The following is a 24,187-nucleotide window of genomic DNA, read 5'->3' as shown; positions in this document are numbered from 1 at the left end:
GGGATATTGATCTGTATTAAGGCGAAAGCGTGCCGCAAGTGGCACAATGACTCATTCAGGAAATGAGGAGGAACTTTCGATGCCGACAAAGAAAACTAACACAAACAGCCCGACCTCACTGTTGGATGTTTTCAAGCAAATGCAGCCATCCGTTTCTGGCAATCCGGCCTTCGGGGCCCAGATCGAACAATTTTGGGACGCGCAAGAAAAATTGCTCGAAGAAACAGAGGCCTTTGCGCAGCATTGGTTCGAACGGCGTCATGAGGCGGTCCGGACGGCTCTACAAGCTGCACGCAATGTGTCTTCCGCGAACCCGTCCGATCCATCGAAAGCCTTCCAGAGCATGGCGGAATGGCAGCGCCATTCGGCTGAGCGGTTGGTTGCAGACGCGCAGGAATGGTTCGAAACCGTGTCCCGTTGTGCATCTTATGTCGCTGAAACAGAAGCTGAAGCTGTTGAGAAAACAGTTGGTGATGTTGCCGCCGCTACAAAGAGCGCGGGGAAATCCTCGAAATCTGAGCCTGTGTAGGTTTCCTGCTGCCGAAATACCAAACTGAAATCATCTGAGCAGTAGATAGGAGGTCAAATGTACAAGAATATCCTGATCCCGGTTGCTCTGGACAAAGAACACGACACTCAAGCGTCGTTTGCGGCCGCGCGCCAATTGGCTGATGCCGACGCTATTTTCACCGTTGTGCACGTCCAAGAGCCTATTCCGGCGTATGTAGGGTCTCAGATTCCAAGCGAGGTGCTTGCACATACGCGGCATGAGATACTGGAGAACCTGCATCAGACTGCCTCTGAAATTCCAGACGCGAAGGCACAGCTCATCTCCGGGCATGCGGGGAGGGCTATTGTCGACTTCGCAAATCAGAACGACGTTGATTGCATCGTCTTAGCGTCGCATAAGCCCGGATTCGAGGACATATTTCTAGGTTCCACTGCGAACAGAGTGGTGCATCATGCCAAGTGTTCGGTTCACGTAATTCGGTGATCAAAAGCTAGCGATACGAGATTCTTTTGTAATGGCCCCTTACTTGCTGAACCAAAATAAAGGCTTGTCAGAGGAACTTGTCTTGAGTCGGGTAGGGGGCTTTTGTAGCCCCTGCTCGTGAAAAGACGAGTTCCCTTCAAATGTTTTAAAACCAGCCCAGAAATCATTCTCTTGGCGGTGATGCTACGTGTTTGGTTTCCTCTGTTGCTTCGGAATGTGGGAGACCTGATGCATGAGCGTGGCATCGAAGTCAGCCACAAGACCGTGCGGTAGTGGTGGAACTGGTTTAGCCCGATTTTCGCATCAGAAATTCGGATAAAACGGATCCAGCAGTTGCGGGCATACCCAAAATTGAAATGGCATGTCGACGAAGTGTTTGTTGAGATCAATGGAAAGCGGCTAGACCTGCGGAGTGTCGTTGATCACGAAGGAGAGGTGTTCGAAGCTGTCGTTACCAATCGCTGAAACAAGCAGGCAGCATTGAAATTCCTCAAGAAATTTAAGAAGCGCTTTGTTGTTGCGGAAAATATGGTCACGGTTTCTTTCGTATCATATCGGGCTGCTCTTAGAGAACTTGGTGCCAAGGGAAAACAACAAACGGGCAGTTGGCTCCACAACCGCGTTGAGAATTCGCACCTTCCTTACCGACGACGACAATCCGCTTGCCGTTACTTAAACTTGTCAATTTGCGTCGGGTTGGTTCTCCGGGCGCGCCTTATCAAAAGCGGCAAGGGACAGTGCGTGTTTTTCGATCTCGAGCAGTCGCGGAAAGTGTGTCATGTTCACCCCCCCAGCGATGCGCGTTATAGAGCTGGGGGACAAAGCAGATATCGGCGAGGGTTGGGGTGTCTGTGAAACTGAAACGGGTGTTTTGCGGCAACAGCGCCTGGTAGGCGGCAAACCCCTCGGTCATCCAATGGTGGAACCAATCGGTCTGTCCGGCAGAGTCCATTCCCATTTGGGATTTGAGGTAGGTCATGACCCTCAGGTTGTTCACCGGTTGGATGTCCATCGCGATGGCGTGCGCGGCGGCCTGGACTCGCGCGCGCAGCTGAGGGTGGGCTGGAAGTAAACTAGGTTCTGGCGCGATGACCTCCAGATAGTCGATGATTGCCAGCGATTGAGTCAGGGTCGTGCCGTCCTCAAGAACCAGAGTTGGAACACCCTTGCCGGGATTGAGCGTGGTTTAACCGGGTTCGCCTTGCTCTCCGGTGACCAGATCGACCGGGCAGTAAACGTAGCTGAGGCCCATGAGGTTCAAGGCGATGCGAACCCGATGCGGAGTGGTCGAGTGCCAGTAGGAATAGAGTTTCATGATATCATCCCTTCATTGCCGCAGCATTGTTACATTTGTAACGAAATTCAACCTGAAAAAATGCAACGTGAAACTGGTGTTTATCTGAGGCCGATTTCATGGTCGCTCCGAACTCTCTATGTTGACAAGATCGGGGTGTTGCTATGACAAGCAGAAGGGGTATGCGTGAACTTGAAGTTGTGTCCTTATATGACTGTAGCGCATACTAAAACTTCGTGCAGCGGTCCGCCCGAGATAACATCTGTCAACCTAAATAAGGGGTCTTGAAATATGAACATAGCCTGCTGGTCTGGCCCCAGAAATCTGTCCACTGCGATGATGTATGCTTTCGGCGCGCGCGAGGATTGCGCCGTCTGGGATGAGCCATTCTACGCGGCCTATCTGGCCGAGACCGGGCTGGATCATCCGATGGGCGAGGAGATCGTTGCTGCCGGCGAAACGGACCCCCTTCAGGTCGGGCAGGGTTGCGCAGCGCAGCCGCCCGAAGGCAAAGCGCATATCTACCAGAAACACATGACCCAGCATATGGTTTGGGGCTTGGATCAGCCCTGGATGGACGGGCTGAAACATATCTTCCTGATCCGCCACCCCGCGCGTGTGCTGGCCAGCTATGCCGCAAAACGCGAAAACCCGACGCTTGAGGATATTGGTTTTGTGCAACAGGCCGAGATCTACAATCTGATCCGCGCGCGAACCGGTGCAGGCGTGATCGTCGACAGCTATGATATTCGTCAGGCGCCCGAACAGATGTTGCGGAAACTATGTGCGGCAATTGATCTGCCCTTTGACCCGGCCATGTTGTCTTGGCCTGCTGGCGGCCATCCCTCGGACGGCGTGTGGGCCAGCCACTGGTACGGGGCCGTACATGCCTCAACCGGTTTTGCGGGCGCTGAGGGGGCGCTCCCGACCTTGCCGCCCGCGCTTCAATCCATATGCGACGCGGCAATGCCGTATTATGAGCGGCTCAGGTCGGATGCACTTGTTCTGGAAGGTGATGCATGACAATCGAACTCTCAACACATGACGCGGAATACGACGCCCGCAACGAGGACCTGAAAATCTGGGTCGATGGCGCGCTTGTTCACAAGGATGAGGCCAAGGTCTCGGTCTATGATTCCGGCTTCATGCTGGGCGACGGCATGTGGGAAGGGCTGCGGCTCTATGATGGATGCTGGGCCTTTTTTGACGAACACATGGATCGGCTGTTTGACAGCTGCAAGGCCGTGTCTTTGGACATCGGCAAAACGCGCGAGGAAATTCGCGAGATTTTGGACGCCACCGCCGCCGCCAATGGTGCGACAACCGATGCCCACGCGCGGCTGATGATCACGCGCGGTCGCAAGGCCAAGCCGTTTCAGCATCCCAAGCTGTCGCGCTGGGGGCCGACCATCGTGGCCATCGTCGAGCACTCCAAACCCGCCGAGGCGTTGACCGCGCGGGGGATACGTCTGGCGACTGTGCCGCAGGTGCGAGGATTGCCGACCAGCCAGGATGCGAAGTTCAACAGCCACTCCAAATTGAACTGTGTCATCGCCTGTTTGCAGGCCGAACAGGCAGGCGCGGATGAGGGACTGATGCTGGACCCTCATGGGTTTGTAAACACCACCAACGCCTGCAATTTCTTTATCGTGCGCAAGGGTGAGGTTTGGACCTCGACCGGGGATTACTGCATGAACGGGGTGACCCGACAGAAGGTGATCGACCTGTGCCGCGCCAACGACATACCGGTTTTCGAAAAGAACTACTCACTCTACGAGGCCTACGGCGCGGATGAGGCGTTTCTGACCGGCACCTTCGGCGCGCAAACCCCAGTGGCCGAGATCGACGGCAAACAGATCGGAGAGGGCAAGGCTGGTCCGATGACATTGCGGATTCGCGCGCTCTACAAGGAACTGGTCGCCCGGAACGTGGCCGCGCAAACGTGATCCTTGGCCAACCAGCGGGGTCGTGATCGCGCTGTTTGGGGTGCCCTGCCTCAAGGAAAGTAAGTGCCATTTAGTGCGGATAAAAAAGAAATTTTCATCTGGTCTAGGCGTTCAACAATATCTATGATAGCGCTAACTTTGAGGCGCGAGCAGCCGCCATCAGACGTAAACGCTAAGGCATCCGCCGCCTTGGGTGGTGTTGGGACCTGTTCGGCGGTCATATGAGCGCAGTAACTTGGGGCGGTCTTCAAGACTGCCTTTGGATAGGACCGGAGTTGTCGCGACACTGCGCGACCCGCAGGGGAAAAGGGGAGGCGCTTTGCAGATCGAACAGGTGCGGTTGCAGGACAGAAACATGTCCGTCAGCCTTCTGAACTACGGTGCAATCACCCAAGGTTGGTGGTTAGATGATACGCCGTTGATCCTCGGATATGACGAACCTCAGGCCTATCTGCGCGACCCCTTTTATCATGGGGCAATTGTCGGGCGGGTGGCAAACCGGATCAAGGGCGCGAGCTTTGAACTCGCGGGTACGCGATACAGGCTGGATCCGAACGAGGGCGCCAATACCCTTCATAGCGGGGCCGAGGGCCTGTCCCGCCAAATCTGGACACTGCAGGAACTTTCGGATCGTGAGGCGGTGATGACTTACCTCTCAACCGATAGCGAAGGCGGCTTTCCGGGCGAGGTCAGGTTTGAGCTGCACGTCTCGCTCAGTTTTCCCAATCTGATGTATACCATCACGGCCCAGCCGGATCGGCCAACACCGATCAGCATCGCGCAACATAACTACTACACGCTTGGCAGTCCTATGGGCGTTGAAGATTTCACCCTGCAGGTGAATGCCGGGCATGTGCTGGAGACGGACGCGCAGGGTGTGCCAACCGGCAACCTAAAAGACTTAGAGAACACGGGGCTGGATTTCACGCAGCCGGGTCGCCCGGGCAAAAACGTCGATCATTTCTACGTGTTCGACAACGACCGCGATACGCAGCAGCCGATCGCCAAGATTGACGCCGTAAATGGGCTGGGACTGCACGTGTTTTCCGATCAGCCCGGGGCGCAGGTCTATTCTGCTGGTTCATTGGGGGTACCGTTTCACTCCGGCGCTGGTCTGTGTATTGAGCCATCAGGCTATCCCAACGCGCCCAACATCAACGCGTTTCCAAGCATGGTTTTTTCACCTGAGCGGCCCTATCATCAGACACTTACACTCAAACTCACAGGGACCTAGGCATGAGGGTATTTTCGGCGATTGGAATGATGGGATTGGCCTCGGCCGCACAAGCGCTAGAGCTTGGCCCACCTCCCGAATTCGCGGAACCTGATCTGGCCGTTGTCGAGTTGGGGCAGTTGCTCTTTTACGATCCCATCCTGTCCGGCAACCGAAATATCAGCTGCGGGTCCTGTCACCATCCGCGTTTGGGCACGTCAGACGGGTTGTCGCTCGGCGTGGGTGAGGGCGGCATCGGGCTTGGCATGACACGGGCAATGGACCCGGAAAACCGCCCGGAACAGCGCATTCCCCGCAACTCTCCGGCCCTGTGGAACCTCGGCGCGGACGAGTTCACTGTCTTCTTCCATGACGGGCGGCTTGAGGCCGACCCAAGCCGCCCCAACGGCATCCGCACTCCGCTTGGAACGCATATGCGGCCGGGGTTCAAATCCGCCCTCGCGGCGCAGGCCATGTTCCCGGTGCTGTCGCCGGACGAAATGGCCGGTCATTACTCCGAGAATGAAATAAGCAAAGCTGTGCGCCTGGGTCTGCTGACACAAGAGGGCGGGGCCTGGGACCTGATCGCCGCGCGTGTCGTGGCTATTCCAGAATATCAGACGCGGTTCGAAGACGCACTGCCGGGTGAGGAGATCACCTTTACGACGATTGCCAACGTCATAGCCGATTTCATCGCCTTCGAATGGAGGGCCGACAACAGCCTGTTTGATCAGGCGATGCGCGGAGAGGCCGAGCTGTCGCCCGAGGCCCAGGCTGGATTGGATCTGTTTTACGGTGAAGCGGGGTGTAGTTCCTGCCATTCAGGTTGGCTCCAGACGGATTACGGGTTCCACGCCATCGCCATGCCTCAGATCGGGCCGGGAAAAGGTGCGCGGTTCGAAAGTCACGCTCGCGACGATGGTCGCATGCGGGTGACCGGTGAGGCCGATGATGCCTTTGCCTTTCGCACACCGTCACTGCGCAACGTGACCCTGACCGCCCCTTATGGCCATAGCGGAGCCTATGCCGAGTTGGAGGATGTGGTGCGCCACCACCTTGATCCGGTGAGGTCGTTGCAGCGGTATTCGCTGGAACAAGCAAGTCTGCCCGCGTTTCCGGGGGCCGATGATCAGCGGGCTTTGGTTGAAACGACCGAGGCCATCGCTGCTGCCAATAGCTTGGAGCCGGTTTCGTTGAGCGACGATGAGGTAAACGCGATCCTCAGTTTTCTGAACACCCTTGAAGACCCGACCCAAAGGCTTGGTGTTCCCGAAACCGTTCCCAGCGGGCTGCCTGTGGATCAGTGATGGAGGCGGATGATCTGGTTGGCGTCATACGCCTGCCAGTCGCCTGTGGAGCCATCCGGCCAGATCATCCGCAGCTCGACCGCCTCAGCCGATCCCAGGCCGAAATGATGCAGGCCTGACGTCCCCCCTGCATGGCCTCCGCCAATGGTGATTTCGCGGGTCTGCAAGCCCGACGGCGTTCGCATCTCGATAAACCCGCCCACCGCAGCACGGTTGGAGGTGTTCTGAGAGACATCGACAAGAACCCAGTTTCCAGCGGTAGTTGTGTTCTGGTGAACCTCCAACGGCGCGCCCCGGTTGACGACCACCAAATCCAGTTGGCCATCATTGTTCAGATCGACCAACGCGCCGCCCCGTGACTTGGCCATCGAGGCCACGCCCGCCTCGGCGGCGGCTTCGACAAAGGACCCATCAGGCTGTTGCAGCATCAGATTATTCGGGTCGTTCAAGGCCGCTACCGGCATCTGTTCGACATTTCCCTTGGTCACGAAAATATCGTCCAGCCCGTCGTTGTTGGCGTCTCCGAACTGCGCATGCCACCCGGTCGAAGGCCGCCCGTCGCCGCCGACATGCGGTCTGTGCGCGGTGGTGCCTTTCTCATAGGTCGCATCGCGCCAGGTGGGGCTGTCATTTGAGGGGTCAAATACCTGAAACTTCTGGTCGCCCATCGACGTCAGGTAGACATCGGAGAACCCGTCCCCCGTGAGATCGCGCGAGGCGATCCCCATTCCCCAGATCGAGTAGGGCAACCATCCGTCGTCCTCGGTGTAAAGGCGCGGTTCCGCCTCCATCGCCCAGAGCTGCTCTTGCCCGTCGCGCACGTAGTAGTGGCGATCATTGCTGACCCGCAGGTCCGCCCGACCCGTGCGCGCCCAGTCGGAGAACAGGATCGACAATGAACAATAGCCCGGCTTCAGCGGCACCGGCGCGCCGAAACCTGCTCCTTCAGGACGATAAAGGAGCGTCGGACCGCAGGTCTCGAAAGGACCCTCGGGGTCAAAACGGTCGACATAGGTGCCGAAGGCCAGCGTTGGCAGCGTCTCGCCGTCCTCCCACGTGGCCGAGAAACCAGTGCTCCAATGATCATCTGATTGGAAGTTCAGATCGGCAAAAGGGGTAAACTGGCAGTCAGGCTGGCCTTGCAACAAAAGGTCCTCACCAACCCTCAGAACCGCCAGATCCTGAAAGCCGTCACCGTCGATATCCAGTGGATAGGCCCCGGTCACACCGGTCAGTGACAGCGCCTCTGGCGTGTCGACGCGGAAAGAGAGATCGCCGTCCGAGGTGTTGTGGAACAGCTGCGATGTGTTTGACCCACCTGCAGCGAAGAGGTCGGGCAGGCTGTCGCCGTCGCAGTCGAACACCGCAACGCCTCCGCCCACGAAATGTTCCCAGCCGCCGTCATAGACGTGTGCGGCAACCTCGATCTGTTGAAAGCTTGGTACGGGCTGATCGGCCGCAACAGCTGTGGCGCTTGCCAGTAGGAGGGCGCACTCACGATGCATGGGTCGGCATCTCGCGTATCTTCAAGGTTGAGACTTGTTCGATGGCATAGGCAATGGCGCCTTTGGCCCACATGGTGTCATCCCACTGGTTGACCTTGATGTCGGGCAGGGGGGCATCGACGTGGACCACCCCCTTACGTATCCGCTCCATCACGCTGTCGGAATAGAGGTGCTGAAAGCTGACCTGACTGCCCGAGATGATGATGCATTCGGGATCGAACAGATTGATCAGGTTCGAAACGCCCATGCCGAATATCTGACCGGCCCGATCTAGCACGGACAAGGCATGTTGATCACCGGACTGCGCGTTGTCATGCAGGTCGGCAATGGTGATCTGGTCGCGATCCTGACCGGCAATCGAGGCCTCTCGGATCAAGGCGTATTCCCCGACATAAGCTTCAAGACATCCGTGCTGGCCACATTGGCAGAGCGCCCCGTCCAGTTGTACCTTGGTATGGCCAAATTCGGCCCCGCATCCGCGTTCGCCTCGGTAGAGCTTGCCGCCCAGCACGATCCCTAGGCCGACACCGTGTTCTATCGTGATAACAAGGAAGTTTCGCAGCCCCTTGCCAAGCCCGAACAATTGTTCCGCCTTTGCAACAAGATTTGCGTCGTTTTCAATGAAGACTGGGCAATCAACCTCTTGCTGCAGAAGCGGGCCAAGGGGCACGTTTCGTTCCGAGATCGAGGAGGACCAATGGACAAAGTTGTGCTCGGCATCAATCAGGCCCGCGATCCCGATCGAGACCCCTGCGATATCCGACATCGAAACGGACGCAGCCGCGCAGGCGCTTTCCAGCGCCTTTCGAATGGTTTTTGCAAAGTCGAGCGGGGTCATACAGGCTTCGACCAGCGGGTATTTGATCGACGCAATCTCGAGCCCTTCGAAATCTGCGATCAGAACCGAGACATAGTGGCGAGTGACCTTGAACCCCGCGATCAGCAATGATCCACCGTTCAACTTAAGCAAAACACGGGGCCGCCCGCGCCGAGGAGATCCAGACTGAGGATCGCCTTCAACCTCATGGATCAGCCCCGCAGACAACAGGTCTGCCGTTGCGGTGGTAACGGTGGCGGGGCTGGTCTGCAAAGCACCCGCAATATCAATGCGCGAGATCGCCCCCTTGCGGCGGATATGCTCCAGCACGCGCAGCCGCGTTACGTTCCGCTGCTCGGTAGAGATAGAAGAGGCTTTGTTTTTCAGCATCTTGCCCTCGCGAATCTCATCTTGGCATTCACCTTAGTCAGATTCTCATGTTAGCGATAGCATAAATATTTTGCCGACTGAAATAAATGTGCTACTCAGGTAGGTGAAGTCCTCGAATCACTTCAATGGGACTCGAACAACCGGGAGGAAAAAAATGAAGAAATTCCTAAGCATTTCAGTCGCAGCGGCCCTTATGGGTACGGCTGCCTTTGCTGAAACCGTCGTTGGCGTCAGCTGGTCGAACTTTCAGGAAGAGCGTTGGAAGACTGACGAAGCCGCGATCAAATCCGCGCTTGAGGCAGGTGGTGCCGAGTATATCTCTGCCGACGCGCAGTCGTCTTCTGCCAAGCAGCTGGCGGACATTGAAAGCCTGATCGCCCAGGGCGTGGACGCTCTGATCATCCTCGCGCAAGACTCGCAGGCGATTGGCCCGGCTGTTCAGGCCGCTGCGGACGAAGGCATCCCGGTTATCGCATATGACCGCCTGATCGAAGATGACCGTGCATTCTACCTGACCTTCGACAACGTCGAAGTCGGCCGCATGCAGGCCCGCGCGGTGTTCGAAGCTATGCCCAAGGGCAACTACGTCATGATCAAGGGTTCTCCGACCGACCCGAACGCAGACTTCCTGCGTGGCGGTCAGCAAGAGATCATTCAGGCCGCTGTCGACAGCGGTGACGTTGTAATCGTCGGCGAAGCCTATACCGATGGCTGGCTGCCAGCGAACGCACAGCGCAACATGGAGCAGATCCTGACGGCAAACGAAAACAACGTGGACGCCGTGGTTGCCTCGAATGACGGTACTGCCGGTGGTGTTGTTGCTGCGCTGACGGCGCAGGGCATGGAAGGTATCCCTGTCTCGGGTCAGGACGGTGACCATGCCGCGCTGAACCGCGTCGCGCTGGGCACCCAAACCGTGTCCGTCTGGAAAGACGCGCGTGAGCTGGGCAAAGCCGCAGGCGAGATCGCAGTCGCGCTGAGCGGTGGCACGGCCGCAGGAGATGTTGAAGGCGCGGTCAGCTGGACGTCGCCCGGTGGCACCGAGATGACTTCGGTCTTCCTGGCACCGGTTCCGATCACAAAAGACAACCTCTCGGTTGTTGTGGACGCAGGCTGGATTCCGTTGGAAGACCTTTGCCAGGGCGTGGAAAACGGCCCAGCCCCCTGTAACTAAACTACTAAAATTCCCGGCCTGCGTAGGCGGGCCGGGATCCAAATCGCTGAACATGAAAGATCGGATATGACCGAAACTTCGTCTCAGCCGGTACCCCAGAAAAGCAAGCAAAACTTGTTCCAGCAGCTTGAGCTGGATATGCGGCTATTGGGTATGATCGGCGCGTTTATCATCCTTTGCATCGGGTTCAATATCGTCACGGATGGGCGTTTCCTGACCCCGCGCAACCTGTTCAACCTGTCCATTCAGACCGTGTCGGTTGCGATCATGGCCTGTGGCATGGTGTTCATCATCGTGATGCGCCACATCGACCTGTCTGTCGGCGCCTTGCTGGCAACGACATCCGCCGTGATGGCCATGACCCAAACCGAGCTGTTGCCGAACATGCTGGGCATGGGCCTGAACAACCCGGCCACATGGGCGATCACTCTGGTCGTTGGGCTTGCGGTTGGAACCCTGATCGGGGCCTTTCAAGGCTGGATGATCGGGTACCTGACAATTCCCGCCTTCATCGTGACCCTCGGTGGGTTTCTGGTTTGGCGCAACGTCGCCTGGTACATGACCGATGGCCAGACCATTGGCCCGCTGGATAGCACATTCCTGATGTTCGGCGGCACCAACGGAACGCTTGGCACCACGGCCAGCCTTTTGTTCGGCCTTGCCGCCACAGCCGCCGCGATCTGGGCGCTCTGGAGTGCGCGTCGGTCCAAGGCCGCACATGGTTTCCCGGTCAAACCCGTCTGGGCTGAAACAACGCTGGCCGGGATCATCGGCATCGCGATCATGGGCTATGTCTTCATCGTCAACAGCTACGCCATTCCTACCCGCCGGCTCGAGCGTATGTTCGAAGCGCGTGGTGAGATCATGCCTGAGGGTCTGGTCGTCGGCTACGGCATCCCGATTTCGGTTTTGATCCTGATCCTGGTAGCTGTCACGTTGACAGTCGTGGCCCGCAAGACCCGGTTCGGCCGCTATATCTTTGCAACTGGCGGCAATCCCGACGCGGCAGAGCTTTCGGGCATCAACACCCGCATGATGACCGTCAAGATCTTTGCCTTGATGGGTTTCCTTTGCGCACTGTCTGCTGTTGTGGCTTCGGCCCGTCTGGCCAACCACTCGAACGACATTGGTACGCTGGATGAGCTGCGCGTTATTGCTGCAGCCGTGATCGGCGGGACCGCTCTGTCCGGTGGTCTGGGGACGATCTATGGTGCGATTCTGGGGGCCCTGATCATGCAGGCGCTGCAATCGGGGATGGCCATGGTAGGTGTGGATGCACCGTTCCAGAACATCGTCGTCGGTGCTGTGCTCGTCCTGGCTGTCTATATCGACATCGTCTATCGCAAACGTCTGGGAGCGAAATGATGCAAGCTGAAGAAACGCAGAACACAAACTCGGGTCGCGGCTCTGGCAAGCCGCCTCTGGTCGAAATGAACGACATCTCGATTTCCTTCGGGGGCATCAAAGCGGTGGATCACGTGTCGGTCGACCTCTACCCCGGCGAAGTTGTGGGCCTGCTGGGCCATAACGGGGCAGGGAAGTCCACGCTGATCAAGGTCCTGTCCGGCGCCTACCAGATGGACAGCGGCGAGATTCGGATCGACGGTGAAAAAGTCGAGATCAACAACCCTCGGGACGCGCGGGCCAACAATATCGAGACGATTTATCAGACGCTCGCTTTGGCCGACAACCTCGACGCCAGCTCGAACCTGTTTCTCGGGCGCGAGATGGTGACACCAATGGGCTTGGTCAACGATGCCGCGATGGAGGCCGAGTGCCGCAAGATCATGGGTCAGCTGAACCCGAACTTCCAGAAGTTCAATGACCCGGTCTCGGCCCTGTCTGGCGGTCAGCGCCAGTCGGTGGCGATTGCCAGGGCGGTGTATTTCAACGCGCGCATCCTGATCATGGACGAACCCACAGCCGCATTGGGCCCGCATGAGACCCAGATGGTTGCGGAACTGATCCAGAAGCTCAAGGCGCAGGGGATCGGGATTTTCCTGATCGACCATGATGTGCATGCTGTGATGGAACTGTGCGATCGGGCTTCGGTCATGAAGAACGGTCAATTGGTCGGAACCGTAGACATCCCCGATGTCACCGATGATGACCTGCTGTCGATGATCATTCTGGGCAAAAAGCCTGGCGAAAAGACTGAGTGAGGGAAGACAATGGCGAGTGGTTTCTTTCAAGAGATCGAAAAGATCCGGTACGAGGGCGAAGACAGCAAGAACCCGCTCGCCTTCCGTCACTACGATCCGGATGAAGTCATCATGGGCAAACGCATGGAGGATCACCTGCGTTTCGCCGTCGCGTGGTGGCACTCGTTCGCCTGGGAAGGCGGCGATCCGTTTGGCGGCCCAACGCTTGAGCGTCCCTGGCATCCGCAGGACGATATGGGCCGTGCTAAAATGAAAGCCGACATCGCGTTCGAGATGTTCGATATTCTCGGGCAGCCCTATTTCTGCTGGCACGATGCGGATATCCGACCCGAACAGGGCAACTATGCGGATAACCTGAGAACTCTGGAAGAGATTACCGACTATATCGGTGAGAAGATGCAGGTCTCGGGCACAAAGCTGCTTTGGGGGACCGCCAATATGTTCAGCCATCGCCGCTGGATGGGTGGTGCCAGCACGAACCCTGATCCGGACGTGTTTGCCTTTGCTGCCGCCACGGTGAAATCCTGCATCGACGCGACTCACAAGCTGGGGGGGGAGAACTACGTCCTATGGGGCGGGCGTGAAGGCTATGAGACGTTGCTCAACACCGATATGGGGGCTGAGCTTGATCACATGGGCCGGTTCCTGAACATGGTGGTCGAGTACAAGCACAAGATCGGCTTCAAGGGCGCCATTCTGGTCGAACCCAAGCCGCAGGAACCGTCCAAGCATCAGTACGACTACGACGCCGCCACTTGCATCGGCTTCCTTCGCAAGTACGGCCTTGAGGACGAAGTCAAGCTGAACCTCGAACAGGGGCACGCCATTCTGGCCGGTCACAGCTTTGAGCATGAGATCGCAACTGCGACGACTGAAGGCATGCTGGGTTCCATCGACATGAACCGCAATGACTATCAGTCGGGTTGGGATACGGACCAATTTCCCAATAACACGCCCGAGGTTGCCTTGGCCTACTATCATATCCTCAAGGCCGGAGGCTTCACCACAGGCGGGACCAATTTCGACGCGAAAATCCGCCGTCAGTCGATCGACGCCGAGGATCTGATCGCCGCGCATGTGGGCGGTATGGATATCTGCGCGCGCGGTTTGAAAGCGGCTGCCGCCATGATCGAAGATGGCGGGCTAGAGGCCGCGCTGGAGGACAGATACGCGGGCTGGTCGACGGAAGCCGCACAATCCATGCTGTCCTCTGGTCTGGATGAGATCACGGCCCGCGTCTTGGCCGAGGATATCAACCCGCAGCCTCGCTCTGGTCGGCAGGAAATTCTCGAGAACTACGTCAACCGGTTCGTCTGAACCGTTTCGTTTGGGCGGACTTCCCGACCAACAACTCTTTCAAAGGCCCGCTGCACGATCTAAGTGCGCGGGCCTCTTTGTGGTTATTCGCTCTGAACGACCTGTTGATGAACCTCGATCACATTGCCTTCTGGGTCTTGAAAGAAGACCTGATGCCATTCTTTCGCGAAGGTGGTGCCATAGTCGGAATAGGGGATGCCACGCTCGTCCAGCAGCTTCAGGAACGCGGGCAGGTCATCGGTGCGAAAGGCGATATGGCCGCGTTCTACTGGGTTGATCACCTGACCGTTTTTGAAGGCAACGTCAAAGGCGCGTTCGGCCAGATGCATCTGCATGTGGCCCTCGGTTGCAAAGCGGATCTTGCCGTCATAACCGCTGTCCTCATTGGCCTCGGTCCGTGGGAAATTGTCCTGCGGGATATTATCCAGACCCAGCACAATGGTGTAGAAATCGTGCATGCGATCAACATCATCAGCGACGAAGTTGATGTGGTGGAATTCCAGTTTCATGCGCTGCCCTTGCCCTGAACCTTCGGTGTCTTGGGACCTCTAGCATGTCGGTTGGTTTCTGTGGATGACAAATTGACAAGGCGACCCCTTTTCGGGGGGTCGCCCGTTTCTTTATTCGAAGTTGTAGGGCACGCCAGCCTGATTGATGACGCTGTTGTATTCTTGGAAGATGCCGATGATCTTCTGGTGGACTTCGCCTTCCTGAGCAATCTCGTCCCAGAACTCCTTGGCCGCGTTCTCCACTTCGGCCCATTCGCCGGGCGGAACCGAGCGCAGCTCCAGCTTGTCACCATTGGCCCGCAACGCCGCTTCGCCACCCCAGTACCACTGGTTCCGATAGGTGTGCCCGGCTTCGATCCCCGCCATTACGACAGATTTCAGGTGATCCGGCAGCTCGTTCCAACGCTCTTGGTTGGCGAACCACGATCCGATCCATGCGCCCGAGATGTTGTTGGTCAGGAAGTAGTCGGTCACATCAGCCCAGCCGACCGTGTAGTCTTCGGTGATGCCAGACCAGGCCATGCCATCCAGCTCACCTGTCTGAACGGCCACTTCGGCGTCCTCATAAGGGATGTTCACCGGAACCACACCGAACTTGGCAAGGAAGCGACCAGCGGTCGGGAAGGTATAGAGTTTCAACCCGTCCAGATCAGCGACCGAGGTGATCTCCTTCTTGGTGTTGAAATTGCACGGGTCCTGACCGGCGGCAGATAGCCATTGTACTCCGACCTTCGCGTATTCATCGCGCCAGATATCGGCCAGACCGTACTGGTTGAACAGGACAGGAACGTCGAGGATGTGCTTGGTGGCAAAGGGGAAATATCCACCGAACACGCGCAACGGCGTGGGTGAGGCCATCGAGTCATCGTCCGAATGCACGCCGTCAATGGTGCCGCGCTGAAGCGCCTGGAATAGCTCTCCGGTGGGGACGATCTGGTCGGCATAGAACAGCTCGATCTCAAGCTCACCATTGGCGTTGGCGTTGATGTAATCGATGGCCGGTTTGGTCACATGCTCACCCAACGCACCCCCTGCGTAGGTCTGAAAGCGCCATTTGATCGGGGCCTGCGCTTTGACAATTGCGGGCGCTGCCAGCGTCGCAGGCGCGGCCAAAGCTGCAGTGCGTAAAAATCTGCGTCTTGTTGTGGTCATAGTCTTCCTCTCCTGTGCTTTTTGTTGAAATCGAACCGGTTTTTCCGGCTTCTCTTTCTTGTATGCTCAGTTTCCGTAGACGACGCCCGGAAGCCACAATGCAATGTCAGGGAAGGCCATGACCAATCCCAGTGCCACAGCCATCACGCAGACAAACGGGATGATTGAGCGGTAAATGTCTTTGATCGTCACCTCAGGCGGGGCCATGGCCCGCATCAGGAACAGGTTATACCCGAAAGGCGGTGTCATATAAGCGATCTGGCAGGTGATCGTGTAGAGCACGCCGTACCAGATCAGGTCAAACCCAAGCGCGCCGACCAAGGGCACGTAAAGGGGGGCGACGATGACCAGCATGGCTGTGTCATCAAGGAAGGTGCCCATGAGCAAAAAGCTTAACTGCATCAGGATCAGGATGATCCACGGGTTCAGGCCGAGTTGAACGGTAAACAGATTCTCAATTGCTTTGACCGCGCCCAGACCGTCGAAGACTGCCCCAAAGGCGAGTGCCGCGAGGATGATCCACATGAACATGCAGGTGATGCCCAAGGTCTGCTTGATCGAAGTTTCAAAGACCTGCCATGTCATTCGGCGTTTCAAAACGGCCGCCAGAAAGGCCGCGATGGCACCAAGGGCGGAGCTTTCCACCAAAGAGGTCCAGCCATTGACAAAGGGCACCATCATCACGGCGAAGATGCCCAGCGGCAGCAGGCCAGCGCCCAGCAGACGCATCTTTTCGCCCCATGTGACCTCTGCGCGTTCCTCCGCGCTCATCACGGGGCCAAGTGCCGGATTTATGCGGCAGCGGATGGCGATGTAGATGATGAACATCGTGGCCATCATCAGGCCGGGGATCACGCCGGCCAGCCAGAGTTGCCCGACCGGTTGGCGCGCGATCATGGCATAAAGGACCAGCACGACTGAGGGTGGCACCAGAATGCCCAAAGACGATCCGGCCTGTATCACGCCGGTGACCATCAGCTTGTCATAGTTGCGACGTAGCAGCTCGGGCAGGGCGATGGTGGCTCCGATCGCCATACCAGCCACAGACAGCCCGTTCATGGCCGAGATCAGAACCATGAGGCCGATGGTGCCAATGGCCAACCCACCGGACAGGCCGCCCATCCAAACGTGGAACATCCGATAGAGGTCATCGGCAATCCGGGACTCAGACAGGATGTAGCCCATGAAGATGAACATCGGCAGCGTCAGCAGGGGATACCATCGCATCACCTTGATCGCCGCCGCAAAGCCAAGATCGTATCCTCCACGGTCCCCCCATAGGAAGAATGCTGCAACCACAGCGACAAAGCCAATCGCACCAAAGACCCGCTGACCGGTCAGTAGCATTAGCATCATGGTCGAGAACATGAGCGCGGCAATCAGTTCATAGCTCACCCGCGATGCCCTCCTTCAAGGTCTTCGGGGGCCATGTGGACGGGCTCATCATCCTTTTTGCCCATGTCAAAGCCTTTGAGGCGCAGGATGTCCTTGCAAAGTTCCGATATCGCCTGAAGCAGCATCAGAAAGATGCCGATGACCATGATGGTCTTGATCGGCCAGATATAGGGCCGCCAGGCCGAGGAGGAGCGCTCTCCACCATACTGGAACGAATACATCAGGCTGTCCCAGCCACCCCACAGCAGAAAACCAAGGTAGGTAATCAGAAACAAAACGGTCAGCGCGTCGATCTGGCTTTTCTTGCGGTCCGTCCATTCGCCATAGAGCAGGTCCATCCGGACATTCGCGCCCATCTGCATCGCGTAAGGCCCACCCAGCATGTAGTAGGCCACCATCGCGAATTGGGCCATTTCCAGCGTCCAGAGGGACGGCACGAAGAATGTCTTGGAAACTGAGGAATACAGCAGGATCGCCATCATCACGAAGATGCCATACATGATCACGCGACCCAGCATCCGGTTGGCGCGGTCGATGAACCGCACATAAGTCATCATGGGTCCTGTCACGAGAGGCAGACTTTCAGGCGTTTGGGGTCATCAGACCGAACGCAACCATGCCGAGAGCGATGCTGACAGCAGCGCGTGATCCGGGCAATGCATTGGTTTGATTCAGTGTTTTTGCTCACGCTGATATCAGAACGAGATGGTTGGATTCTGTCAAGCACGGCTTCGGCTCAGGGCTTGCAAAACCCGACTCAGTGGTGATTGCCCGAAAATGGCTCGCCTTTTGGGCGAAATGAAACTGTTGACGCTGCGCTGCCATCTGAGAAGGTGACAGAACTCAAACGCCGTCGCAGAGCAGGTAGAACATGGCCAATCAATCCCAAGGCGAAGCCGTTTTCCTGAGTGGCAGCCTGATGCGACATGTCACGCGCATGTCTCTGACGACAAGCATCGGTCTGATGGCGATTTTTGCGGTCGATTTCGTCGACATGGTATTCATCTCGATGCTTGGCAATGACGCGTTGGCTGCCGCCGTGGGATATGCCGGAACGCTGCTGTTCTTCACCAATGCAATCAATATCGGCCTGTCGATCTCGGCCGGAGCGTTAACGGCACGGGCCTTGGGGGCAGGGCGGCCAGAAGAGGCGGGGAAATATGCATCCAGCGTGGCCACGCTGGGTCTGTGCGTTGGGCTGATAACGCCGGTACTGGTGCTTTGGAACCTGAGCGCGTTGTTGTCGTTATTGGGGGCTGAAGGCGAGGTTTTGAGGCTCGCCACACGCTATGTGTCAATCATTTTGCCGACTATGTGGGTGATGGCGATTGCGATGGTAGCAATGGCGGTTCTGCGAGCGCATGGGGATGCGCGGCGATCCATGATGGCCACCATCTATGGCGGCGTGGTGAACGCGGTTCTCGACCCGATCCTGATCTTCGGGGTTGGTTTGGGGCTCGACGGTGCAGCGATTGCATCGGTGCTGGCGCGGATCTGCATGCTCGCCGCTGCGCTTTGGCCCGCCCTGCGCGTCCACCGAGGCTTTGCCCGCCCATCGCTGCGGCAAGTCGCATCCGATCTGAAACCAGTCCGGTCCATCGCGATCCCGGCCGTGCTGACCAATGTGGCAACGCCGATCGGCAATGCCATCGTGGTTCGTGAGATTGCCGAGTACGGAACGGATGCGGTGGCCGGAATGGCTGTGATCGGGCGGCTTTTGCCTGTGGCGTTCTCGGTCATCTTTGCGCTGTCTGGGGCAATCGGTCCCATCATCGGGCAAAACTTCGGGGCCGAGCAGTTCACCCGCGTGCGCGAAGCCTTTCTGGCCGGCATCAAATTTACTGCGATCTACGTTCTTGGGATGGCGGCGGTCCTTTTCCTGTTGCGCGCACCAATCGCGGATTTGTTCGCGGCCGAGGGCGAGACCCGCGTGCTGATCTACCTGTTCTGCGGGCCTCTGGCGCTGGCGTCTTTCTTCAACGGTGTCATCTTCGTCGCCAATGCCAGCTTCAACAACCTTGGCCACCCGGTCTATTCCACATGGATCAACTGGGGCCGCCATACTGTGGGCACTTGGGTCTTCGCCTCAATTGGATCGGCACTGGCCGGGGCGTCCGGAGTTCTTTTGGGGCAGGCTTTCGGCGGCATCATCTTCGCCGCGATCAGTTGGAATTTGGTCGGCCGTGTTGTGTCTAGCTTAGAACGCGCGCAGGAGATCGACCCGTTTGCAGGTCAGAACCGCTTGCATTCTCTGTTTGGCCGTCGCGGCTGGTAGCACGAGGCAGGTGCCGGTGAACCATGGCTCTGCGACTGCCATAGGTTCAACGATCTGTTTGTGGCCGAAACGGTCGAAGGGCGTGACACGCTGACGGAGGTTTGGGGCTCTGGAACGAAAGTTTGCCAGAGTGTTTTGTACGAATAGCTCTGTAGCAACCACAACTGGAAAAGCATCAAAGGAGCCACGGCAAGAGGCAACAAACAGAAAACAATTCAAGATTGATGCCAGACTTCTGGTTTTCTTCTAGATATTGAAAGCTAGTGAAGTGGCAGCCCGTAGGGGAATCGAACCCCTCTTTCCAGGTTGAAAACCTGGCGTCCTAACCGATAGACGAACGGGCCACTGAGCTTTGGCTCACAAGCAAAAATGGCAGCCCGTAGGGGAATCGAACCCCTCTTTCCAGGTTGAAAACCTGGCGTCCTAACCGATAGACGAACGGGCCACGCTAGCTTGTGGAGGGCCTTTTACGGTTTCACCCCGACCCCCGCAAGCCGAAAAATGCAGGGATGCGAAAGTTTTTTGACCTGTCCTGCTGTTGCCTTGAAACTGGTCATTTCGCCTCGGCCGCGTCCTCAAGACGTAGCTGTACGTTTTGGCGACCACCCCATGTGTTCACCTCAAGCCGACCGGCGAAATGAAAGCGCGCTCCGCCGTGATTTGAAAGCTTTTCACCCATCGGCCCGTCGAAGGCTCCGAATGCGATCGCGTCCAGCCCGCCGCCAAGACCATCCGCAAGCGAGAGCTTTAGATGCGCCTCGCCCACCCGTTTGGCAAACCGCACCTGTAGGTCGGGCAGGGCGTAGCGCGGAGCAGGGGCGCTGGCCCCAAAAGGCCCGGCTTTCTCAATTTCTTCAATCAGATCCACTGTCGCGGCGCCGGGCATCAACGCCCCGTCGAGCTTCATGTCCGCCGGACCACCTTGCCCTGCGCCTTGTTTTTCCAGCAGTTCTGACAGGCGCTTCATGGCCGGTTCCAACTGGTCGCGCATCACGGTCAGCCCCGCCGCCATCTTGTGACCGCCACCTTTGACCAACAACCCCTCAGCCGCTAGCCGCTGGATCGAGGCCCCTAGATCAACGCCCGAGACCGACCGCCCTGATCCTTTGCCTTCGTCCCCGTCAAAGCCGATCACAATCGCCGGGCGGTTGGCGTTTTCCTTCAGGCGCGAGGCGACGATACCGACAACGCCCGGATGCCACCCTTCGCCAGCGGCCCAGACCAAGGGTGCGTCCAAACCACGCTCCTCCGCCTGCTCAAGCGCGGCGGCCCTCACGGCGTTTTCGATATCGCGCCGTTCAGTATTCAGCGCATCGAGCCGCTCGGAAAGGGCCCGCGCTTCGTGCAAAGAGTCAGTACTGAGCAGCCGCGCTCCAAGGTCGGCCTGTCCAATGCGTCCCCCAGCGTTCACCCGCGGCCCCAGAAGAAACCCGAGATGATAGCTATTGGGCGCGGCATCCATGCGAGCGACATCCGACAGGGCCACAAGGCCGGGTCGCTGACGGCTTGCCATGACCTTCAAACCTTGTCGGACCAAAGCGCGGTTCGCCTCAATCAGAGGGGCAACATCCGCGACAGTCGCCAGCGCGACCAGATCTAGCAGGGGCACCAATTCCGGTCCCTTGGCCCCAGCCTCCCGCATTTGCCGCCCAGCCTCGACCAGCATCAGGAATACAACGCCTGCCGCGCAGAGATAGCCCAGATCGCCGCTTTCATCCTGCCGGTTCGGGTTCACCACGGCCACGCAGTCCGGCAGGGTCTCACCGCCCAGATGGTGATCCAGCACAATCACGTCCGCGCCCATTGCAGCGGCGATCGGGTCATGGCTCAGCGTACCGCAATCCACGCAGATGATCAGGTCATGCGCCGCTGCCAGCGATTGCATCGCAGGCACGTTCGGCCCATAGCCTTCGTCGATGCGGTCCGGCACATAGAGCGTCGCCTGCAAACCCATCTGTCGCAGCCAGACCAGCAGTAACGCCGCAGAGCTACCGCCATCCACATCATAATCCGCAAAGACTGCGATCCGCTGCTTTTCGCGCACCGCTTTCAGAAACCGGGTCGCAGCGGTTTCCATGTCTTTCATGCTGCGTGGATCAGGCAAAAGCTCTTTCAGCTTTGGTTCCAGAAAACCGGCAGCCTCCATCGGAGGGACGCCCCGCCGCGCCAGCACTTGGCAAACGGCACGCGGCAAACCGGCCTGCTGCACCAGCATTTCAGTCGCGCGCTCAACTTCGGGCGAGGGCCCCACCCAGCGCCGACCTGTCAAAGATTGCTCAACCCCAAGAAAACTCATCGCGCCTCTCATGTGCCAAGGCCGGACCCATTTGGACCCGGCCTCTTCATCTTTTCACAGATACTCTCGCCGAAGGTATCGGCGCAAGCCGCTTAGGCTTCGTCGTGCGACCACATCGGCGTGCGGTAGGACATGCGGCGAACCGACCCGGTTTTCGAGCGCATCAGAAGGGTGGTGGTTTCAACCCAGCCCGGCTCACGCTTGATGCGCGGCAGCAGAGAGCCACCTGTTACGCCAGTTGCGGCAAAGATCACATCCGCCGTCACCATCTCGTCACGTGCATAGACACGGTCAAGATCGGTGATGCCTGCCTTGGCGGCGCGACCACGTTCGTCATCGTTGCGGAACAGCAAGCGGCCAAAAATCTGACCACCCATGCATTTCAGAGCAGCGGCAGCCAGGACGCCTTCGGGCGCGCCACCCTGGCCCATATACATGTCGATGCCGGTGGTTTCGCTTTCGGCGCAATGCATAACACCTGCCACATCGCCGTCAGTGATCAGACGGATCGAGGCACCGGTTTCGCGCACCTCGGCGATCATCGCCTCATGGCGCGGACGCTCCAGGATGCAAACGGTAATATCGGCTGGTTCGCACCCCTTGGCCTTGGCCAATGCCTCAACACGTTCGCGCGGGCTCATGTCGAGCGAGACAACGCCTTCGGGGTAGCCGGGGCCAACGGCCAGCTTGTCCATATACACGTCCGGCGCATGCAGCATCGAGCCGCGCGGGCCCATGGCAATCACGGTCAGTGCGTTTGGCATGTCCTTCGCGGTCAGCGTAGTGCCTTCCAGCGGGTCCAGAGCGATATCCACACCGGGGCCTTCGCCGGTGCCGACCTCTTCGCCGATATAGAGCATCGGCGCTTCGTCACGCTCGCCTTCGCCGATGACCACGACACCCGCGATATCCAGCAAGTTCAACTGCTCGCGCATCGCGTTCACGGCGGCCTGGTCGGCAGCTTTCTCGTCACCACGTCCCACCAGCGAGGCCGAGGCAAGCGCGGCCTGTTCCGCGACCCGCGCTAGGCCCAAGGACAGCAGGCGGTCGTTAAAATCGATTTTGGCAGCGTTCATGCGTTGTATTCCTTTGGCAGGCAATGGCGTTTCGTCTGGCATAGCCTGCGGATGGCGCAGGCTGCAAGGGTTCAGACCTGTTCAATCCGAAGCGCGACAGGCTCACCCGCAACAACATCGGTTGTGCGGAACCCGTCTAGCGCCACGTCCAGAGTGGCCCGCGTGGTTTTGTGCGTGACAATCAAAACGGGGGCTGTGCTGTCGCTGTGGCCGTACTGGCGCATCCGGTCAATCGACACGCCCGCGTCGCCAAGAATGGCCGCGACCTTGGCCAGCGCACCGGGTTTGTCCAGCAAGCCCAGACGCAGGTAATACGGCGCAGGCAGGCCTGTGATGGCTGGGGTGGCGTCTTCAAGGCTGGACGCAGGGCGCCCGAAGGTCGAGATTTTCAGACCCCGTGCCAGATCGCAAACATCGCCCATCACTGCGCTTGCGGTTGGTCCTTCGCCCGCTCCAGGGCCGCGCAGCACCACTTGTTCAACCGCGTCGCCTTCGATCACCACCATGTTGGTGCCACCTTCGAGCTGACCCAGCGGCGAGTCGCTGGGCACGAGGCAGGGCTGCATGCGCTGTTCCAGACCGCGCGCGGTGCGTTGGGCCAGACCCAGCAGCTTGATCCGGTAGCCCATGTCATGGGCCTGATGAATGTCGTCGAGGCTGATTTGCTGGATGCCTTCAATCTCGATTCCGTCGAAATTCGGCTTCGTGCCAAACGCGATCGAGGATAGCAGGGCCAGTTTATGTGCTGCGTCAATGCCGCCCACATCCAGGTTCGGATCCGCTTCGAGGTAGCCCAGTTCGGCGCATTCGTCGAACAGCGCGTTATAGCCTTTTTCCTGCGATTGCATACGGGTCAGGATGTAGTTGCAGGTGCCGTTCATCACGCCCATCACGCGGGTGATTTCGTTTCCAGCCAAACCTTCGGTGAGGGATTTGATCACCGGGATGCCTCCGGCGACGGCGGCCTCGAACCGGATCACGCGGCCTGCGGCTTCGGCCTTCTCGGCCAGTTCCTGACCATGGATGGCCAGCAGGGCTTTGTTGGCCGTGACAACATCTTTGCCGCTGGCCAGCGCGGCCTCGACCGAGGCTTTGGCCGGGCCGTTTTCACCGCCCATCAACTCGACAAACACGTCCACGTCATCGCGTTTTGCCAAGGCTACGGGATCGGTTTCCCACGCATAGTCCGACAGGTTCACGCCCCGATCCTTGCTTGAATCACGGGCCGAGACGGCGACGATTTCAATCGGGCGTCCGGTGCGTGCCTGCAGCAGATCGGCATGACGCCGGACAATCCGGACAACACCCACGCCAACAGTTCCCAAGCCCGCAATTCCAAGCCGCAGCGCCTGTGTCATCCCGTGG

23 protein-coding genes, 2 tRNA genes and 1 pseudogene are annotated in these 24,187 nt (G+C 58.3%); 13 read left to right on the top strand and 13 right to left on the bottom strand.

Features of this window, described 5'->3' with window-relative positions; translation table 11 throughout:
- Positions 1 to 79 precede the first annotated feature (79 nt).
- From ACR0J4_RS03820 to ACR0J4_RS03805, 4 genes and pseudogenes are all read left to right on the top strand, one after another.
- On the top strand, positions 80 to 529 hold the full coding sequence (locus ACR0J4_RS03820; protein WP_170642324.1) for a phasin family protein: 450 nt from the start codon (positions 80 to 82) through the stop codon (positions 527 to 529).
- A gap of 57 nt (positions 530 to 586) precedes the next feature.
- Positions 587 to 994 (top strand): universal stress protein, encoded by a 408-nt coding sequence (locus ACR0J4_RS03815; RefSeq protein ID WP_170642322.1) that lies wholly within the window; start codon positions 587 to 589, stop codon positions 992 to 994.
- Positions 995 to 1,105: 111 nt separating this feature from the next.
- A pseudogene (locus tag ACR0J4_RS03810) lies at positions 1,106 to 1,657 on the top strand (DDE-type integrase/transposase/recombinase); the annotation flags it as partial.
- A 115-nt stretch (positions 1,658 to 1,772) separates the two neighbouring features.
- Positions 1,773 to 2,066, top strand: coding sequence for a hypothetical protein (locus ACR0J4_RS03805; protein WP_480668295.1), 294 nt, complete (start codon positions 1,773 to 1,775; stop codon positions 2,064 to 2,066).
- Positions 2,067 to 2,180: 114 nt separating this feature from the next.
- On the opposite strand, the gene ACR0J4_RS03800 is transcribed toward ACR0J4_RS03805, so the two are convergent.
- The gene (locus tag ACR0J4_RS03800; RefSeq protein ID WP_480668294.1) at positions 2,181 to 2,309 is read right to left on the bottom strand and encodes a thioredoxin domain-containing protein; all 129 of its coding nucleotides are present in this window, start codon (positions 2,307 to 2,309) and stop codon (positions 2,181 to 2,183) included.
- 270 nt (positions 2,310 to 2,579) lie between these two features.
- On the opposite strand from ACR0J4_RS03800, the gene ACR0J4_RS03795 reads away from it, so the two are divergent.
- Both ACR0J4_RS03795 and ACR0J4_RS03790 read left to right on the top strand, forming a co-directional pair.
- Positions 2,580 to 3,311 (top strand): sulfotransferase-like domain-containing protein, encoded by a 732-nt coding sequence (locus tag ACR0J4_RS03795; RefSeq protein WP_170551748.1) that lies wholly within the window; start codon positions 2,580 to 2,582, stop codon positions 3,309 to 3,311.
- Positions 3,308 to 4,234 carry an aminotransferase class IV gene (locus ACR0J4_RS03790; protein WP_170551745.1) on the top strand — a complete coding sequence of 309 codons (927 nt, stop codon included), beginning with the start codon at positions 3,308 to 3,310 and terminating at the stop codon, positions 4,232 to 4,234. Before ACR0J4_RS03795 ends, ACR0J4_RS03790 begins: the two co-directional genes overlap by 4 nt.
- Before the next feature lie 50 nt (positions 4,235 to 4,284).
- Here ACR0J4_RS03790 and ACR0J4_RS03785 read toward each other — a convergent pair whose 3' ends face one another.
- On the bottom strand, positions 4,285 to 4,455 hold the full coding sequence (locus ACR0J4_RS03785; RefSeq protein WP_170642320.1) for a hypothetical protein: 171 nt from the start codon (positions 4,453 to 4,455) through the stop codon (positions 4,285 to 4,287).
- On the opposite strand from ACR0J4_RS03785, the gene ACR0J4_RS03780 reads away from it, so the two are divergent.
- Together ACR0J4_RS03780 and ACR0J4_RS03775 are read left to right on the top strand one after the other, a co-directional pair.
- Complete coding sequence (locus tag ACR0J4_RS03780) at positions 4,428 to 5,468, top strand: aldose epimerase family protein (protein ID WP_480668293.1); 1,041 nt, start codon at positions 4,428 to 4,430, stop codon at positions 5,466 to 5,468. The two genes, ACR0J4_RS03785 and ACR0J4_RS03780, sit on opposite strands and share 28 nt — an antisense overlap.
- Before the next feature lie 2 nt (positions 5,469 to 5,470).
- Positions 5,471 to 6,754 carry a cytochrome c peroxidase gene (locus ACR0J4_RS03775; RefSeq protein WP_170642316.1) on the top strand — a complete coding sequence of 428 codons (1,284 nt, stop codon included), beginning with the start codon at positions 5,471 to 5,473 and terminating at the stop codon, positions 6,752 to 6,754.
- On the opposite strand, the gene ACR0J4_RS03770 is transcribed toward ACR0J4_RS03775, so the two are convergent.
- Positions 6,748 to 8,259 (bottom strand): CRTAC1 family protein, encoded by a 1,512-nt coding sequence (locus ACR0J4_RS03770; protein ID WP_170642313.1) that lies wholly within the window; start codon positions 8,257 to 8,259, stop codon positions 6,748 to 6,750. The genes ACR0J4_RS03775 and ACR0J4_RS03770 overlap by 7 nt on opposite strands.
- Positions 8,249 to 9,466 carry an ROK family transcriptional regulator gene (locus ACR0J4_RS03765; protein WP_170642311.1) on the bottom strand — a complete coding sequence of 406 codons (1,218 nt, stop codon included), beginning with the start codon at positions 9,464 to 9,466 and terminating at the stop codon, positions 8,249 to 8,251. Before ACR0J4_RS03765 ends, ACR0J4_RS03770 begins: the two co-directional genes overlap by 11 nt.
- Positions 9,467 to 9,620: 154 nt before the next feature.
- Here ACR0J4_RS03765 and xylF point away from each other — a divergent pair, with 154 nt between their 5' ends.
- The 4 genes from xylF to xylA all read left to right on the top strand — a co-directional run bounded on the left by xylF (position 9,621) and on the right by xylA (position 14,119).
- Positions 9,621 to 10,640, top strand: coding sequence for a D-xylose ABC transporter substrate-binding protein (gene xylF, locus ACR0J4_RS03760; protein ID WP_170642309.1), 1,020 nt, complete (start codon positions 9,621 to 9,623; stop codon positions 10,638 to 10,640).
- A gap of 66 nt (positions 10,641 to 10,706) precedes the next feature.
- Entirely contained in the window at positions 10,707 to 12,005 is a 1,299-nt protein-coding gene (locus ACR0J4_RS03755) for a sugar ABC transporter permease (protein ID WP_170376204.1), read from the top strand.
- A complete protein-coding gene (locus ACR0J4_RS03750; protein WP_170470561.1) occupies positions 12,005 to 12,802 on the top strand; it encodes an ATP-binding cassette domain-containing protein in 798 nt (265 codons plus the stop codon). Before ACR0J4_RS03755 ends, ACR0J4_RS03750 begins: the two co-directional genes overlap by 1 nt.
- Positions 12,803 to 12,811: 9 nt before the next feature.
- A complete protein-coding gene (gene xylA, locus ACR0J4_RS03745; protein ID WP_170642307.1) occupies positions 12,812 to 14,119 on the top strand; it encodes a xylose isomerase in 1,308 nt (435 codons plus the stop codon).
- Between the two features lie 83 nt (positions 14,120 to 14,202).
- Here xylA and ACR0J4_RS03740 read toward each other — a convergent pair whose 3' ends face one another.
- The 4 genes from ACR0J4_RS03740 to ACR0J4_RS03725 all read right to left on the bottom strand — a co-directional run bounded on the left by ACR0J4_RS03740 (position 14,203) and on the right by ACR0J4_RS03725 (position 17,732).
- Complete coding sequence (locus ACR0J4_RS03740; RefSeq protein WP_170642305.1) at positions 14,203 to 14,628, bottom strand: VOC family protein; 426 nt, start codon at positions 14,626 to 14,628, stop codon at positions 14,203 to 14,205.
- A 111-nt stretch (positions 14,629 to 14,739) separates the two neighbouring features.
- Complete coding sequence (locus tag ACR0J4_RS03735) at positions 14,740 to 15,780, bottom strand: TRAP transporter substrate-binding protein (RefSeq protein WP_170376212.1); 1,041 nt, start codon at positions 15,778 to 15,780, stop codon at positions 14,740 to 14,742.
- 66 nt (positions 15,781 to 15,846) lie between these two features.
- Positions 15,847 to 17,175, bottom strand: a complete 1,329-nt coding sequence (locus ACR0J4_RS03730) for a TRAP transporter large permease (RefSeq protein ID WP_170376214.1) — start codon at positions 17,173 to 17,175, stop codon at positions 15,847 to 15,849.
- The gene (locus ACR0J4_RS03725; RefSeq protein WP_170376848.1) at positions 17,172 to 17,732 is read right to left on the bottom strand and encodes a TRAP transporter small permease subunit; all 561 of its coding nucleotides are present in this window, start codon (positions 17,730 to 17,732) and stop codon (positions 17,172 to 17,174) included. The genes ACR0J4_RS03730 and ACR0J4_RS03725 overlap by 4 nt, the downstream gene beginning before the upstream one ends.
- A gap of 314 nt (positions 17,733 to 18,046) precedes the next feature.
- Here ACR0J4_RS03725 and ACR0J4_RS03720 point away from each other — a divergent pair, with 314 nt between their 5' ends.
- A complete protein-coding gene (locus ACR0J4_RS03720; RefSeq protein ID WP_480668292.1) occupies positions 18,047 to 19,450 on the top strand; it encodes an MATE family efflux transporter in 1,404 nt (467 codons plus the stop codon).
- A 269-nt stretch (positions 19,451 to 19,719) separates the two neighbouring features.
- On the opposite strand, the gene ACR0J4_RS03715 is transcribed toward ACR0J4_RS03720, so the two are convergent.
- From ACR0J4_RS03715 to ACR0J4_RS03695, 5 genes are all read right to left on the bottom strand, one after another.
- Positions 19,720 to 19,794, bottom strand: a tRNA-Glu gene (locus tag ACR0J4_RS03715).
- Positions 19,795 to 19,820: 26 nt separating this feature from the next.
- Positions 19,821 to 19,895: transfer RNA gene (locus ACR0J4_RS03710), tRNA-Glu, on the bottom strand.
- Positions 19,896 to 20,003: 108 nt separating this feature from the next.
- The gene (gene recJ, locus ACR0J4_RS03705) at positions 20,004 to 21,746 is read right to left on the bottom strand and encodes a single-stranded-DNA-specific exonuclease RecJ (protein ID WP_170747283.1); all 1,743 of its coding nucleotides are present in this window, start codon (positions 21,744 to 21,746) and stop codon (positions 20,004 to 20,006) included.
- A 92-nt stretch (positions 21,747 to 21,838) separates the two neighbouring features.
- Entirely contained in the window at positions 21,839 to 22,822 is a 984-nt protein-coding gene (gene glpX / locus ACR0J4_RS03700; RefSeq protein WP_170642301.1) for a class II fructose-bisphosphatase, read from the bottom strand.
- 71 nt (positions 22,823 to 22,893) lie between these two features.
- A complete protein-coding gene (locus ACR0J4_RS03695; RefSeq protein WP_170376220.1) occupies positions 22,894 to 24,180 on the bottom strand; it encodes a homoserine dehydrogenase in 1,287 nt (428 codons plus the stop codon).
- Between the last annotated feature and the right edge of the window lie 7 nt (positions 24,181 to 24,187).

The organism is Ruegeria sp. B10, from assembly GCF_056539825.1.
Note: the sequence above shows the minus strand (reverse complement) of the source record. Positions and strands in the feature narration are given on the sequence as shown.